Source organism: Sulfitobacter sp. EhC04 (assembly GCF_001650875.1).
Classification (GTDB): Bacteria; Pseudomonadota; Alphaproteobacteria; order Rhodobacterales; family Rhodobacteraceae; genus Sulfitobacter.
Window position 1 is genome coordinate 15,723 of record NZ_LXYI01000067.1, and the last position, 13,259, is coordinate 28,981.

General features: G+C 62.5%; 16 protein-coding genes. 10 read left to right on the top strand and 6 right to left on the bottom strand.

Going from position 1 to position 13,259, the window contains the following annotated elements; genetic code table 11:
* Positions 1-124: 124 nt before the first annotated feature.
* The 5 genes from A8B82_RS20630 to A8B82_RS20650 form a co-directional block, all read right to left on the bottom strand.
* Complete coding sequence (locus tag A8B82_RS20630) at positions 125-1,012, bottom strand: sulfotransferase domain-containing protein (protein ID WP_067296818.1); 888 nt, start codon at positions 1,010-1,012, stop codon at positions 125-127.
* Positions 1,013-1,345: 333 nt separating this feature from the next.
* Complete coding sequence (locus A8B82_RS20635; protein ID WP_067296820.1) at positions 1,346-2,377, bottom strand: MaoC family dehydratase; 1,032 nt, start codon at positions 2,375-2,377, stop codon at positions 1,346-1,348.
* On the bottom strand, positions 2,377-2,580 hold the full coding sequence (locus A8B82_RS20640; RefSeq protein ID WP_067296822.1) for a DUF1737 domain-containing protein: 204 nt from the start codon (positions 2,578-2,580) through the stop codon (positions 2,377-2,379). The genes A8B82_RS20635 and A8B82_RS20640 overlap by 1 nt, the downstream gene beginning before the upstream one ends.
* A 16-nt stretch (positions 2,581-2,596) precedes the next feature.
* Positions 2,597-3,154 (bottom strand): NnrU family protein, encoded by a 558-nt coding sequence (locus tag A8B82_RS20645; protein WP_067296825.1) that lies wholly within the window; start codon positions 3,152-3,154, stop codon positions 2,597-2,599.
* Between the two features lie 4 nt (positions 3,155-3,158).
* Positions 3,159-4,016, bottom strand: a complete 858-nt coding sequence (locus A8B82_RS20650) for an HpcH/HpaI aldolase/citrate lyase family protein (protein ID WP_067296991.1) — start codon at positions 4,014-4,016, stop codon at positions 3,159-3,161.
* Between the two features lie 350 nt (positions 4,017-4,366).
* Between A8B82_RS20650 and A8B82_RS20655 the strand changes: the two genes are divergently transcribed.
* A complete protein-coding gene (locus A8B82_RS20655; protein WP_443069351.1) occupies positions 4,367-4,687 on the top strand; it encodes a hypothetical protein in 321 nt (106 codons plus the stop codon).
* A gap of 60 nt (positions 4,688-4,747) precedes the next feature.
* Here A8B82_RS20655 and A8B82_RS20660 read toward each other — a convergent pair whose 3' ends face one another.
* Positions 4,748-5,503: a sulfite exporter TauE/SafE family protein gene (locus A8B82_RS20660; protein ID WP_067296830.1), complete on the bottom strand. Its 756-nt coding sequence runs from the start codon at positions 5,501-5,503 to the stop codon at positions 4,748-4,750.
* Positions 5,504-5,618: 115 nt separating this feature from the next.
* Here A8B82_RS20660 and A8B82_RS20665 point away from each other — a divergent pair, with 115 nt between their 5' ends.
* From A8B82_RS20665 to A8B82_RS20705, 9 genes are all read left to right on the top strand, one after another.
* Positions 5,619-6,548, top strand: coding sequence for a PRC-barrel domain-containing protein (locus A8B82_RS20665; protein WP_067296832.1), 930 nt, complete (start codon positions 5,619-5,621; stop codon positions 6,546-6,548).
* A gap of 169 nt (positions 6,549-6,717) precedes the next feature.
* On the top strand, positions 6,718-7,680 hold the full coding sequence (gene mdh, locus A8B82_RS20670) for a malate dehydrogenase (protein ID WP_067296834.1): 963 nt from the start codon (positions 6,718-6,720) through the stop codon (positions 7,678-7,680).
* Positions 7,681-8,365: 685 nt separating this feature from the next.
* Entirely contained in the window at positions 8,366-8,749 is a 384-nt protein-coding gene (gene sdhC / locus A8B82_RS20675; RefSeq protein ID WP_067296837.1) for a succinate dehydrogenase, cytochrome b556 subunit, read from the top strand.
* Positions 8,750-8,759: 10 nt separating this feature from the next.
* Positions 8,760-9,131, top strand: coding sequence for a succinate dehydrogenase, hydrophobic membrane anchor protein (sdhD, locus tag A8B82_RS20680; RefSeq protein ID WP_067296840.1), 372 nt, complete (start codon positions 8,760-8,762; stop codon positions 9,129-9,131).
* Positions 9,132-9,159: 28 nt separating this feature from the next.
* Positions 9,160-10,965, top strand: coding sequence for a succinate dehydrogenase flavoprotein subunit (gene sdhA / locus A8B82_RS20685; RefSeq protein ID WP_067296842.1), 1,806 nt, complete (start codon positions 9,160-9,162; stop codon positions 10,963-10,965).
* A gap of 1 nt (position 10,966) precedes the next feature.
* Positions 10,967-11,296, top strand: a complete 330-nt coding sequence (locus A8B82_RS20690; RefSeq protein ID WP_067296844.1) for a hypothetical protein — start codon at positions 10,967-10,969, stop codon at positions 11,294-11,296.
* Positions 11,297-11,299: 3 nt separating this feature from the next.
* Positions 11,300-12,100 (top strand): FkbM family methyltransferase, encoded by an 801-nt coding sequence (locus A8B82_RS20695; RefSeq protein ID WP_067296846.1) that lies wholly within the window; start codon positions 11,300-11,302, stop codon positions 12,098-12,100.
* 74 nt (positions 12,101-12,174) lie between these two features.
* Complete coding sequence (locus A8B82_RS20700) at positions 12,175-12,954, top strand: succinate dehydrogenase iron-sulfur subunit (protein ID WP_067296849.1); 780 nt, start codon at positions 12,175-12,177, stop codon at positions 12,952-12,954.
* A gap of 69 nt (positions 12,955-13,023) precedes the next feature.
* Positions 13,024-13,239, top strand: coding sequence for a hypothetical protein (locus A8B82_RS20705; RefSeq protein ID WP_067296993.1), 216 nt, complete (start codon positions 13,024-13,026; stop codon positions 13,237-13,239).
* Positions 13,240-13,259 lie beyond the last annotated feature (20 nt).

A 13,259-nucleotide genomic window follows, 5' to 3' on the forward strand; every position in this document is an offset into this window, starting at 1 on the left:
CAAGTTTAAGCGGATGTCAATGAAATATGGGTGAATTCGCCTGTGGGGTTCACTTTTTACCCCTTGGGAGGTTGGCGCGGGGCTGGGGGATTCTGTGCCTGAGGGGGCAGATGACAGCGGGGCGTCATACGCCGGATGTTCCCTGCGACCCATGTTCCAGCCAGGCGCGATCCTGTGGCCCGAGATGGGCATCCATCATGCTGTCATAAGCGGCCAGTTCGCGGTCGTCCAGTTTGCCGATCCACTTGCCGTTCGTTGCGCTGTGGAAGAAATCGGAGTCCGATTTCATGAAGCCGGTGCCGCCGCCGGGTGCATAGCGCGCGGCATGTGCCTTCATGTTGTCGAAACCGGCGGCCTCAATCAGGCTGTCCATAAGGGCGGCGGGGTGTGATATGCCCATGAGGTCAGCCACCCTGGCGAAGGTGCCGGGCAGATCGCGGGTCATGTCGGCATAGTGAAACAGTGAGACATTGGAGCGGTCGGCCAGGGCGGCGGCGGCCTTGTAGTGTTGCAGGATATGCGCGAGGGGCATGGCGTCGGTATCGAACCCCTCGGCCCCGCCGTCCAGGAAGCGGCGGAAGGTGATGCCGTCTGAATCGTCCTCCGGATACCAAAAGTCGAGCAGATGCAGGGGGATGTTGCCCAGGTGTTTGCGGTAGGAGAAATGCGCATCCAGCGGATGGCGGAACACGCAGATATAGTGCGCCTGCTCATCCAGCGGCAGACCGTCCATCGGCGTGTGGCTTTTCAGGCAGCGGCGGTGGGACATGGCTTCGATCCGCGCGGCCACTTCCGGCAGTTCGCGCAGGCGGATGTCGACCCATGGCATCCTGAGGGCCACTTCGGTTTCGACAGCGGGATCGCCTGAGAACAGCAGGGCGATGATGGTCTGCATCCATGTGGTGCCGCATTTCGGCGGGGAGGCGACGATGACGTCGTCGGGGCGGATCCTGATGCTGTCCCAGCGGCGGTTGTCGGTCAGGGCACCGAGGTAGAGTTTTCGGCTGGTCATGTCTGGGCCTCCTGCAGGGTCCGGCACAGGGAAAGTGCTGGGCAGGCAGAATGCAATGAGAAAATGGCCGGGGTGGTGGCTGTGCGAGGTAAAGCTGCCATGCCATTGGCGCTCAGGCCCGGAACAAGCCGAAGGCGCCGGGCCATCGCCTGCCCGTGCCCCGGGTAGGCGATTTGGTGAGGCTGGGTGTCCCACTGATGGGATTCATCATGGTTGAGAAATAAAGTGGCATGAACATAGGTCAGCATCGCCCACCCCGGGCAGGCGACGGCCCGGCTTGCGCCAAGATCAGATCGCCCACCTCGGGCAGGCGCTGGCCCGGCCTGCGCCCCATCACATCGGCATCAGCGCCCAATAGTCGAGGTCGAGCAGGACGTCGGGCAGGTATTTGCCGTCGTCGCCTTTCAATGCGAAAGGCTCGCGGCCCTTGGTCGCCACAAGCCGCAGGCGGATCGCGCCGACGCCGGGGGCGGATGTTTCGGCCTTGTCCAGCACTTCGGACCAGGCGCGGATGGTGTCGCCTGCGAGGCAGGGGTTGGCATGTGCGCCACCATTCAGGCCGACGATCATCTGTGCATTGGCCAGCCCGTTGAAGGACAGGGCGCGGGCCATGGAGATCACATGGCCGCCATAGATCAGGCGGCTGCCGTCGGGGCGGGCGGAGGTGTCGAAATGGACCTTGGCGGTGTTCTGCCACAGACGGGTGGCCAGCATGTGTTCGGCCTCTTCCACCGTGACACCATCGACGTGGTCGATCTGCTCGCCCACCTCGTAGTCGCCCCAGCGGTGCGGCTCTCCGGCAAGTTCAAAGTCGTATCTGGTGAAATCGAGGCCTTTCGGGATCACCAGTTCATCCGCGTTGAGTGCGGCGGGCAGGTCAGGAACCGTTGTGTCGGGCGCGGGGGCCGCTGTGTCGCGCTTGCGGACCATGACCCAGCGGACATATTCCAGCACCGGCTCATCATGCTGGTTCAACCCGGTGGTGCGCACATAGACCACGCCGGTCTTGCCGTTGGAGTTCTGCTTGAGGCCGATCACCTCGGATTCGGCGCGCAGGGTGTCGCCGGGCCAGACCGGGGTCAGCCAGCGGCCCTGCGCGTAGCCCAGGTTGGCCACGGCATTCAGCGACACATCCGGCACGGTTTTGCCAAAGACCACATGGAAGGCGACCATGTCGTCAAGCGGGCTGAACGGCAGGCCGCAGCCCTGCGCGAACTGGTCTGAGGAATAGAGCGCGTGGCGCGCGGGGTAGAGCATGTGATAAAGCGCGCGCTCGCCCATCTTGACGGTGCGCGGCACCGCGTGGCGGATCGTCTCGCCCAGGGTGTAATCCTCGAAAAAGCGTCCGGCGTTGGTCTTGGCCATCAGTGGTCCCCCAGCTTGGTGTCCGGGGTGTAGGTGCCTTCGACCTCTTTCACGACGGACTGGCCGCAGCGCATGATCCCGGCGGCGTGGTCCCAGGTCTGGGTGGGAGAGCCGTAAAGCTCCCAGCCCTTGTTCAGGGCATCGGTGACCTTGTGGCAGAAGGCGGATGTGTCCTCGGACGAGAGGAAGCGATAGAGTTTCATGCAGGCTCCGGCAGGTTCAGGAGGGGAAGGGAGGGACGCCCAGCCAGGCGTGGATCGTCACGACGAGGGCAAAGATGACGGAGGTGATGACCACCAGCCGGATATAGGTTGCGCGCCCCGCGTGGGGTGGAGGGGTCCAGCCGGGTTCGGCGCGGTTGATCAGGATGACGCTGACCACGGCCCAGGCCAGCAGCCCGCCGAACAGGATGATCGAGGCCAGATCGCCGTTCACCAGCAGGTGCGCCAGCGCCCATGTCTTGATCGCCAGCAGCTGCGGATGGCGGGTCTTGTTGGCGGGCCATGCCTTGGCCCCCTTGGCGGCGGAAGAGCCGAAGATCCAGAAGGCCAGCAGCATCAGCAGATTGTTGATATGGGTCATGAAGGCGGGCGGGTTCCAGACCGGGATGAAATCGGCACCGCGGTAGCCGATGATCATCAGCACCACGCCCGCCACGATCAGGACAGCCACCAGCCCCTTGCCGGGTTCGCCCAGTTTTGCGCGGGCACCGGGGGCGAGGCGTTTGAAATAATGTGCGCCCACCCAGAGGATGAGGCCGAGGATCAGAAGGGACATGGCGCTACTCCGCGCTGAGGGCTGCGATTGCGTCCAACTTTGCCAGTGTTTCGCGGGCAGTTGCAACATGCAGGTTTTCCACGATCTTGCCGTCCACCACCGCGACGCTCTGGCCGGAGGCGATGACTTCCTCGTAGGCGGCGATCTGGCGGCGGGCGAGGTCGGCTTCTTCCTCGGTGGGCGAGAAGGCGGCATTGGACACGTCAAGCTGCGCGGGGTGGATCAATGTCTTGCCGTCAAAACCCATGTCGCGGCCCTGTTCGCATTCAACCTTGAGGCCCGCGTCATCCTTGAAGGCGTTGTAGACACCGTCGATGATGGCGCAATCATGCGCCTTGGCCGCCAGCACGCAGAGGCCTAGGCCCGTCATCAGCGGCAGGCGGTCGGCGCGGAACCGCGTTTGCAGGTCCTTGGCCAGATCATTGGTGCCCATGACCATGGCCTGTAGCTGGCGGTGTGCGGCAATGGCGGGGGCATTGAGCATGGCACCGGGGGTTTCCATCATTGCCCAGAGCGGGATGTCACCGACGATCTCGGCCAGTGCTTCGAGGTCGGCGGGGCTGCCGACCTTGGGCAGCAGGACCGCGTCGGCGTCCATGTCCCTGACAGCCTGTGCGTCGTCCTTGCCCCATTCGGTGTCCAGCGCGTTGATGCGGATGACCTTGAGCCGCGCGCCATAACCGCCTTCGCTGAGCGCCTCGGCCAGTGTGGCGCGGGCGGCGGATTTCTCATCCGGGCTGACCGCATCCTCAAGGTCGAAGATGATCGCGTCACATGGCAGGCTGCGCGCCTTGTCCAGCGCGCGGGGTTTTGAACCGGGAATATACAGTGCGGAACGCAGGGGGCGGGTGATCTTGGACATGGGGCCTCCGATGGGGTTGGTCGCGCCGGGCGGCGGCGCGTGGACATATTGTTGCGCGCAGATGGTCATTTTTGATTGAAAAGTTCAAGGGGAAACGTGCCGCAGCGCAGCGAAATTCAAATTAAACAGGTTCCGTACGCATCGTTAACCAGTATTTCAGGGAGTTGCCCGCATCCTTTGCCCCGTCGCCTGTCCAGGCAAAGATCGTTTCGGCAGGGCCGCCGGACACCCGGTCAGCAGGCGCATTGGCATGATAACCTGGCCCACCCAGGTCGCTCGGGCAAAGCCCGGACAGGTCCGCTGATCATGGGTGCAGCCTTTCGAATGAAGGCAGTGAAATGAAACGCATGATGAAAATCTTCAATCTGGCCGCGCTGACAGCGGGGGCGGTGGCCTATCTGACGGCAACCACGGATGTCGCCGCGCAAAGCAGGCGCAACTGCGGGCCGCGCGACGTGGTGGTGACGCGGCTGGCAGAAGGATACGGCGAGACGCGCCAGTCCATCGGGCTGGGCGCAAACAACGCCGTGGTCGAGGTCTTTGCCTCTGACGAGACGGGCAGCTGGACAATCACGGTGACGGTGCCGGGGGGCATGACCTGTCTTGTGGCCTCGGGTCAGGCGTTCGAGCAGGTGGCGGAGGCGCTGCCGGCCGGGGGGCAGGACGCCTGAAGTCAAAAAAGTTGAATAAAAATGATATGTCAGGTGACATATTTTCAGGGTGGTCCGGCGTCAGGTCAGGCCATCCCAGATCAGCTTGGTCCCGGTGATCAGAAGCAGTGCATAGGTGATGCCAAAGAACAGTTTTTCCGGCACCAGATGATGCGCCCGCACGCCTGCCCAGGTGCCGAGCAGGGCAAAGGGGGCCAGCATGAGGTTGGCCAGAAGGGTCTGGCGGGTGAACATGCCCAGCGCGGCATAGGGGAAGAACTTGATCAGGTTGAACACGCAGAAGATCAGGACCGTGGTTGCCTGGAACTGCGTCTTGGTCAGGCCGCGTGTCAGCAGGAACACCGCCGCCGGGGGGCCGCCTGCGTGGCTGACGAAGGTGGTGAAGCCGGTCACCGACCCGATGAACAGCCCGGCGCGGTCCGACAGCCGCAGTTTTGTCAGGGGAAACCAGCCCCTTGCAAGCCCGACCTGCCAGAACACGAAACCGACGGAGACGCCGCCGATCAGCAGGCGGAACACATCCGGTGAGGCCACCCGGTAAAGCGCAGCCCCCAGGGCGATGCCGGGCAGCCCGCCGAGGATCAGCAGCCTTGCGTCGGGTGCGCTCCATTTTTTCCAATAGGGTTTGAGGGAACTGGCGTCGATCAGCATCAGCAGCGGCAGCATCACGCCAAGTGCCAGGCCGGGTTCGACGACCAGCGCGAGGATGGTCGCGGCGGCAAAGGCCGCGCCCGAGCCGAAGCCCGCCTTGGACACCCCGGCAAAGAACACCGCAGGCCCCGCGACCAGAAAGAAGAACACATCGAAAGTCAGCATGTCTTAGTTTATATCTACCTGAAAACAGAAGTTTTTCCGTGGAACTTGCGGGGCATCTGTCTGTTCGTCCTTCAATCGGTGCCTGACACCGTACACATACGAAGGAGAACTATTTATGAAACGCTTTCTGAGCACAACTGCCGTTATCCTTGCCCTGACGGGCGGTGCCTATGCGCAGTCGAATTCCACAGACATGAACACAAGCATGGGTGCGGTGACATTTGAACAGGGCGATTTCTATGCCAGCAACCTGATCGGCATGCGCATCTATAATGCGGAGCAGGGTGTTGAAGCGGATCAGCCCATCGCGGCGGGCGCTGAGGCCGAATGGGACGACATCGGCGAGATAAACGACATCATCGTTGCCAAGGATGGCAGCGTGCGTGCCGTGATTCTTGGCGTCGGCGGGTTCCTTGGCCTGGGCGAACGTGACGTGGCGGTGTCCATGGACGACATCACTGTTGTTCAGCAGGACGGCGACATGAACGACCGTTTCCTGGTGGTGTCCACCACCAAGGAGGCTCTTGAAGCCATGCCCGAGGTTGACCGCAACATGGGTGACGCAGCCATGAACGGCGACACCATGGAGCAGAACGCGGAAGCCACTGCGCAGGACGCTGAAAACATGGCCGACAATGCCGCCGAAGCAACTGAGCAGACCGCCGAGGAAGCCGGTGATGCCGTGGCGACCACGGCTGCCACTGCGCAGGACGAAATGACCCGCCCGGCCTATGAGCGCGAAGGTTACCAGAACGCTGAAATGGCCGAGGTCGAGAAGCTGACGGCGGAAGAGATCAACGGCTCTTACGTCTATGGTTCCAATGACGAGACCGTGGGCGAAATCGACGACCTGATGGTTGGCGATGACGGCAAGCTGACCGGCGCCGTGATCAATGTCGGTGGGTTCCTCGGGATTGGTGAAAAGCCGGTTCTGGTCAACTTTGAAGAGATCCAGGTGCTGAGGAACGAAGACGGAAGCGATTATCGTTTCTACATCAACAGCACCAAGGAACAGCTGGAGCAGATGCCTGAACATCAGGACTGAACGCCCGGAACATGACTGAAAACCAGTCATTCTGTTCGAAAAGGTCGCCCTTCGGGGCGGCCTTTTTCCGTCAGGGGCGTCTGAAACGGGCTGGTGAAAGGCCGAACTTGCAGCACGGGCCGCATTTCGCTATGCCGCAACGAAATGCAACCCTGACGGAGAACATACCATGGCCAGACCCAAAATCGCGCTGATCGGCGCGGGGCAAATCGGCGGTACACTTGCACATCTCGCGGCGCTCAAGGAATTGGGCGATGTCGTCCTGTTCGACATTGCCGAAGGAACGCCTGAGGGCAAGGCGCTGGACATCGCGGAATCGGGCCCGGCGGGCAAGTTCGACGCGACACTGTCCGGCACCCAGGATTATGCCGATATTGCCGGTGCCGACGTCTGCATCGTCACTGCCGGTGTCGCCCGCAAGCCGGGGATGAGCCGGGACGACCTGCTGGGCATCAACCTCAAGGTCATGAAGTCCGTGGGCGAGGGCATTGCGGCCCATGCGCCCGATGCTTTTGTGATCTGCATCACCAACCCGCTGGACGCGATGGTCTGGGCGCTGCGCGAATTCTCGGGCCTGCCGCATGAAAAGGTCTGCGGCATGGCGGGCGTGCTTGATTCGGCGCGCTTCCGGCATTTCCTGGCTTCCGAGTTCAACGTGTCGATGAAAGACGTCACCGCATTTGTGCTGGGCGGCCATGGCGACACGATGGTGCCGCTGGTGCGCTATTCCACGGTTGCCGGTATCCCGCTGCCCGATCTGGTCAAGATGGGCTGGACCACGCAGGACAAGCTGGATGCGATCGTGCAGCGTACCCGTGACGGCGGTGCCGAGATTGTTGGCCTGCTGAAGACCGGTTCGGCCTTTTATGCGCCCGCGACCAGCGCCATCGAGATGGCGGAAAGCTATCTGAAAGACCAGAAACGCGTTCTGCCCTGTGCGGCCTATGTGGACGGTGCCTATGGTCTGGACGGTTTCTATGTCGGCGTGCCGACAGTGATCGGTGCCGGCGGCGTGGAGCGTGTTGTGGAGATTTCCATGAACAAGGACGAACAGGCGATGTTCGACAGCTCCGTCAAGGCGGTCAAAGGTCTGGTTGACGCCTGCAAGGGCATCGACGGCAGCCTGAGCTGATCGGCGGCGCGACGCCAGACCGTCCGGTCTGGCAGGATGATGTGCAATGCCCCCGCAGATATCTGCGGGGGCATTTGCGTTTGGGGGCCGGTGTGAGAGTGAGCGCAAGCCGGGCCAGCGCCTGCCCGGGGTGGGCGATCCTGACCTCTGTCCATGCCACTTGATTTCTCAGCTGTGATGATACCTCTCAGAGTATCACCCAGCCTCACCAAATCGCCCGCCCGACCGGCGGGCAGGCGATGGCCCGGCGCCTTCGGCTTGTTCCGGGCTTTGGTGGTAAAGGTGGGCGACTGCTTCGTCCCGCATAGCGGACCCTCGCGCGTCTCAGAGCGCAGGTCTGGTTGTGGTCGGAAACGCTTGGCACTCTGGCGGACGCTTGGGGCACTGGCGCGGCACCATCGCGACGAGGCGTTATCCGCTGACATTACCGGCAGGAATGCACCCGGCAGGACATCAGGCGCAGGTCTGACGTCAAAATGGGCAAGTGAGTCGCGGGTCTGTGATCACACAAAATATCCGTGTGATCACAAAGCTGAAATTCTTGCGGATTTACGCATTTTTCCGCCAAGCTTCGCCATAAAACCGCATGTTAGCGCGTTCAGCCCTCGTGACACTCCTGCAAAAAACGGTATCACTAGGGCAGCCAAGGACCAAAATACAGCCACTCACATCAAAGGACCAGCTTATGGCCGATGTAAACCGGGGCAATCGCCCGCTGTCACCGCATCTGACAATCTACCGCCCGCAACTGACCTCCATGACGTCGATCCTGACGCGCATCACCGGCAATGCCATGCTGATCGCGGCACTGCTGATCGTGTGGTGGTTTCTGGCGGCAGCGACCAGCGAAGCCTATTTCGACGTGGTCAACGGTTTCGTGACCAGTTGGTTCGGTGATCTGATCATGTTCTTCAGCGTGTTGGGCCTTTGGTATCACACGCTGGCCGGCATCCGGCACCTGATCTGGGACAATGGCTATGCGCTGGACATCCCCACGGCGGAAAAGCTGGGCTGGGCCTGCATCGGCGGCTCTGTCCTGCTGACGCTGCTGACCGTGTTGATTGTGTAAGGAGAGACTGATGGCTTATCTGACAGACCGCAAACGCGCCACCGGCCTCGGCTCTGCCAAAACCGGGACCGCCCATTTCTGGGCGATGAAGGTCAGCTCCGTCGCGCTGCTGATCCTGATCCCGCTGTTCGTCTTTACCTTCGGGTCCGCCCTGGGCGGCACCTATGCCGAAATCCTGGCCTATTACAGCCGTCCGGGCCCCGCGATCATCGCGGCGCTGACGCTTGTGGTCGGCTTCAAGCACTTCAATGACGGGGTGCAGGTATTGATCGAGGATTACGTGCACGGGATGGCGCAGAAGATCGCGATCATCCTGATGACCTGCCTCAGCTACGGCGCGGCGGCGGTTGGCGTTTTCGCCATCGCGCGCCTGGCGCTCTGATCCATTCATTCCCGAGGGGAGACCGAAGATGGCTGCATATGAGTATGAAACCCACGAGTATGACGTGGTTGTTGTTGGGGCGGGCGGTGCGGGCCTGCGCGCGACATTGGGGATGGCGGAGCAGGGGCTGCGCACGGCCTGTATCTCCAAGGTGTTTCCGACCCGGTCGCATACCGTGGCCGCACAGGGTGGCATCGCGGCATCGCTGAGCAACATGGGCCCGGACAACTGGCAGTGGCACATGTATGACACCGTCAAGGGGTCGGACTGGCTGGGTGACACGGACGCGATGGAATACCTCGCGCGCGAAGCCCCCAAGGCGGTCTATGAGCTTGAGCATTACGGTGTGCCGTTCTCGCGCACCGAAGAGGGCAAGATTTACCAGCGCCCCTTTGGCGGCCATACCACCGAATTCGGTGAAGGCCCGCCGGTGCAGCGCACCTGTGCCGCTGCCGACCGGACCGGCCATGCGATTCTGCATACGCTTTATGGTCAGAGCCTGAAGCAGAACGCGCAGTTCTATATCGAATATTTCGCCATCGACCTGATCATGTCCGAAGACGGCGTTTGCCAGGGCGTGCTGTGCTGGAAGCTGGACGATGGCACGATGCACCTGTTCTCGGCCAAGATGACGGTGCTGGCGACCGGCGGCTATGGCCGCGCCTATTTCAGCGCCACATCGGCGCATACCTGCACCGGCGACGGCGGCGGCATGACTGCACGGGCCGGGCTGCCGTTGCAGGACATGGAATTCGTGCAGTTCCACCCGACCGGCATTTACGGCGCGGGCTGTCTGATCACCGAAGGTGCGCGGGGCGAGGGCGGTTACCTGACCAACTCCGAAGGCGAGCGGTTCATGGAACGTTATGCGCCCACCTACAAGGATCTGGCGTCGCGCGACGTGGTATCGCGCTGCATGACCATGGAAATCCGCGAAGGGCGCGGCGTGGGCGAAAATGCCGACCACATCCACCTGCACCTGAACCACCTGCCGCCGGAAACGCTGGACCTGCGCCTGCCGGGCATTTCGGAATCCGCGCGTATCTTTGCCGGTGTGGACCTGACCAAGGAACCGATCCCGGTGTTGCCGACCGTGCACTACAACATGGGCGGAATCCCCACGAATTACTGGGGTGAAGTGCTAGCACCGACCAAGGACAAGCCCGACAATGTGTCGCCCGGCCTGATGGCTGTGGGCGAGGCGGGCTGTGCGAGCGTACACGGGGCCAACCGCCTCGGCTCGAACTCGCTGATCGACCTGGTGGTCTTTGGCCGTGCCGCGGCGATCCGCGCCAAGCAAGTGGTGGATGCCAGCGCGCCGGTGCCGACGCCGAACAAGCGGTCGGTCGAGGCGGCGTTCAGCCGGTTCGACGGTTTGCGTTATGCCAATGGCCATGTGCCCACGGCGGAACTGCGCCTTGAGATGCAAAAGACGATGCAGGCCGATGCTGCCGTCTTCCGCACTGACAAGACGCTGGCCGAGGGTGAGGAAAAGATGAAGGGCGTGGCGGGCAAGCTGGATGACCTGCATGTGACCGACAAGACTCTGGTGTGGAATTCCGACCTGATGGAAACGCTGGAACTGACCAATCTGATGCCCAATGCGGTCGCCACGATCACGGCAGCCGCCGCGCGCAAGGAAAGCCGGGGTGCCCATGCGCATGAAGATTATCCCGACCGCGACGACGAGAACTGGCGCAAGCACAGCCTGATCTGGTTCAAGGGCAACGAGGCGTCGCTGGGGTTCCGGGGTGTGCATCTGAAGCCGCTGACCAGCCACAACGAAGGCGGCATCGACCTCAAGAAGATCGCCCCCAAGGCGCGGGTGTACTGAGATGCGCCTTGCAGGCATCGCCATTTTTGCCCTGGCCCTGGCGGGCTGTGCCGAAGTGACCGAAGCGGTGGACAGCACCGCGCGCGCAGGCGCGAAGGGTGTTGTCACCGAAACCCTCGCCACCCGCTTTCCTCAGGTGCCCAAGAAACTGATCACGCCCTTCACCGATTGCATCATCGACTATGCCGATGCGATGGAGGTGCGCGAATTTGCCCGTGCCGCCGTTGTTGGCGTGGACGACACGACAGTGACCATCGTGCGCAACATCCTGGCGCGGCCCGATACGCAGACCTGTCTGAAGGCGCGCACGCTCGAAGCCGGGTTGAGCTGATCCATGAATGCCCTGCCGCATCCCACGCTGGAACCGGTCGCGGAATCGCTGACCCTTGAGGCGATGCGCGCGGCGTTCCGGGCGGCGGACCGGCCATTGCGGCAAAAACTGATGGCGGCGCTGCCGCCTGCGGAGGTCGAATTTGCGGGCATCCGCATGTATGTGGACCCGCGCGACAATTACACCGACAGGATGATCTGGCTCTATGGCCAGCCACCCGAGATGAAGTCGCTGACCGCATTGACCGAAGTGGTCGAGGGCAAGAATGCCTTTATCCTGGATATCGGGGCCAATTGCGGGGCCTTTGCGGTGCCGCTGGCCGTGGCGGCGGGCAAGGGCAGCCGGGTGATCGCGTTTGAGCCGAACCCGGTGATGATCGGGCGGCTGGGCCATAACGTGCAGCTGAATGGTCTGTGTCATGTGGTCCGGATCGAGGGCTGCGCGCTGGGCGCGGAACGCGGCGAGGCGGTGCTGAACTTTCACGGCACCAACTTTGGCCAGGCCTCGCTGTTGCCGGTCAGGCGGCGGTCGCAGAATGGGGGCAGGCTGGTGCCGGTGCGGCCCCTGCTGGATTTTGTGGTCGAGGCCGAGGGGCACGACGTATCGGTGTTGAAGATCGACGTCGAGGGCGCGGAGCCTGCGGCCCTTGGACCGCTGTTGGCGGCGGGCGGCTGGTTGCCGGACGTGATGCTGATCGAGACCGATCACGCGGCGGATTGGGACAGCGACCTTTTGGGCATGATCGACGGCCTTGGATACAAGGCGACGATGCAGGCCGAACAGAACACATTGTTTGTCCGCTAGGGCAGGCAGCAATTGAACGCCCCCCGGCGGGGCCTGAATGAAACCGGCGGCGACGCCAGAACAGGAGATGCTACATGGTTCAGCTGACGCTCCCCAAGAATTCCCGCATGACCAGCGGCAAGACATGGCCCAAGCCCGAAGGGGCCAGCAACCTCAAGGAATTCCACATCTATCGGTGGAGCCCGGATGACGACAAGAACCCGGCGCTGGACACCTATTTCGTCGATATGGACACCTGCGGTCCGATGATTTTGGACGCGCTGATCAAGATCAAGAACGAGATCGACCCGACCCTGACCTTCCGCCGGTCCTGCCGCGAGGGCATCTGTGGCTCCTGCGCGATGAACATCGACGGGATCAACACGCTGGCCTGCACCTATGGCGTGGCCGAGGTGAAGGGCGTGGTCAAGATTTACCCGCTGCCGCATATGCCGGTGGTCAAGGACCTGATCCCGGACCTGACCCATTTCTATGCGCAGCACGCCTCCATCCAGCCCTGGCTGGAGACAGAGACACCGGCCCCCGCGAAGGAGTGGAAGCAATCGGTGGATGACCGGGCCAAGCTGGACGGTCTGTATGAATGCATCATGTGCGCCTGCTGCTCGACCTCATGCCCGAGCTACTGGTGGAACGGCGACCGCTACCTCGGGCCAGCGGCATTGCTGCACGCCTACCGCTGGATCATCGACAGCCGCGACGAGGCGACGGGTGAGCGTCTGGACGACCTTGAGGACCCCTTCAAGCTGTATCGCTGCCACACGATCATGAACTGCGCCAAGACCTGCCCCAAGGGGCTGAACCCGGCGGCGGCCATTGCCAATATCAAGAAGCTGATGGTCGAACGGACCGTTTGATCCCGAACTGTTGAATATATGGGGCGCGCGGCGGGTGGCATATCCCGCCGCGCGTCTTACGTCAGACACATGCTTGCACCGATCTTTTTCGTCATCGCGATCATCGCCGTCGCCATCTATGCCCACCGTCACGCCGGCACCCGGCAATGCCGCTGGCGCGAGGATCGGGCGGGGGCCAAGGGCGCGTTGATGAAATACAATTGCGTCACCTGCGGGGCCGAGGCGTTTCGCGCCAATGGCAAGCCGGATCGCTGCCTGTCAAATCTGAACCGGCCCGGCCTGTGAACACAGTTGCTTTCCGGCCC

Bases quoted from the DNA above. Each gene is read 5' to 3' on its own strand.
- A8B82_RS20700 (WP_067296849.1), top strand. From the start codon at position 12,175: ATGGTTCAGCTGACGCTCCCCAAGAATTCCCGCATGACCAGCGGCAAG.
- A8B82_RS20695 (WP_067296846.1), top strand. From the start codon at position 11,300: ATGAATGCCCTGCCGCATCCCACGCTGGAACCGGTCGCGGAATCGCTG.
- A8B82_RS20630 (WP_067296818.1), bottom strand. From the start codon at position 1,012: ATGACCAGCCGAAAACTCTACCTCGGTGCCCTGACCGACAACCGCCGC.
- sdhA (WP_067296842.1), top strand. From the start codon at position 9,160: ATGGCTGCATATGAGTATGAAACCCACGAGTATGACGTGGTTGTTGTT.
- mdh (WP_067296834.1), top strand. From the start codon at position 6,718: ATGGCCAGACCCAAAATCGCGCTGATCGGCGCGGGGCAAATCGGCGGT.
- A8B82_RS20650 (WP_067296991.1), bottom strand. From the start codon at position 4,016: ATGTCCAAGATCACCCGCCCCCTGCGTTCCGCACTGTATATTCCCGGT.
- A8B82_RS20640 (WP_067296822.1), bottom strand. From the start codon at position 2,580: ATGAAACTCTATCGCTTCCTCTCGTCCGAGGACACATCCGCCTTCTGC.
- A8B82_RS20690 (WP_067296844.1), top strand. From the start codon at position 10,967: ATGCGCCTTGCAGGCATCGCCATTTTTGCCCTGGCCCTGGCGGGCTGT.
- sdhC (WP_067296837.1), top strand. From the start codon at position 8,366: ATGGCCGATGTAAACCGGGGCAATCGCCCGCTGTCACCGCATCTGACA.
- A8B82_RS20665 (WP_067296832.1), top strand. From the start codon at position 5,619: ATGAAACGCTTTCTGAGCACAACTGCCGTTATCCTTGCCCTGACGGGC.
- A8B82_RS20660 (WP_067296830.1), bottom strand. From the start codon at position 5,503: ATGCTGACTTTCGATGTGTTCTTCTTTCTGGTCGCGGGGCCTGCGGTG.
- A8B82_RS20645 (WP_067296825.1), bottom strand. From the start codon at position 3,154: ATGTCCCTTCTGATCCTCGGCCTCATCCTCTGGGTGGGCGCACATTAT.
- A8B82_RS20635 (WP_067296820.1), bottom strand. From the start codon at position 2,377: ATGGCCAAGACCAACGCCGGACGCTTTTTCGAGGATTACACCCTGGGC.
- A8B82_RS20705 (WP_067296993.1), top strand. From the start codon at position 13,024: ATGCTTGCACCGATCTTTTTCGTCATCGCGATCATCGCCGTCGCCATC.
- A8B82_RS20655 (WP_443069351.1), top strand. From the start codon at position 4,367: ATGAAAATCTTCAATCTGGCCGCGCTGACAGCGGGGGCGGTGGCCTAT.
- sdhD (WP_067296840.1), top strand. From the start codon at position 8,760: ATGGCTTATCTGACAGACCGCAAACGCGCCACCGGCCTCGGCTCTGCC.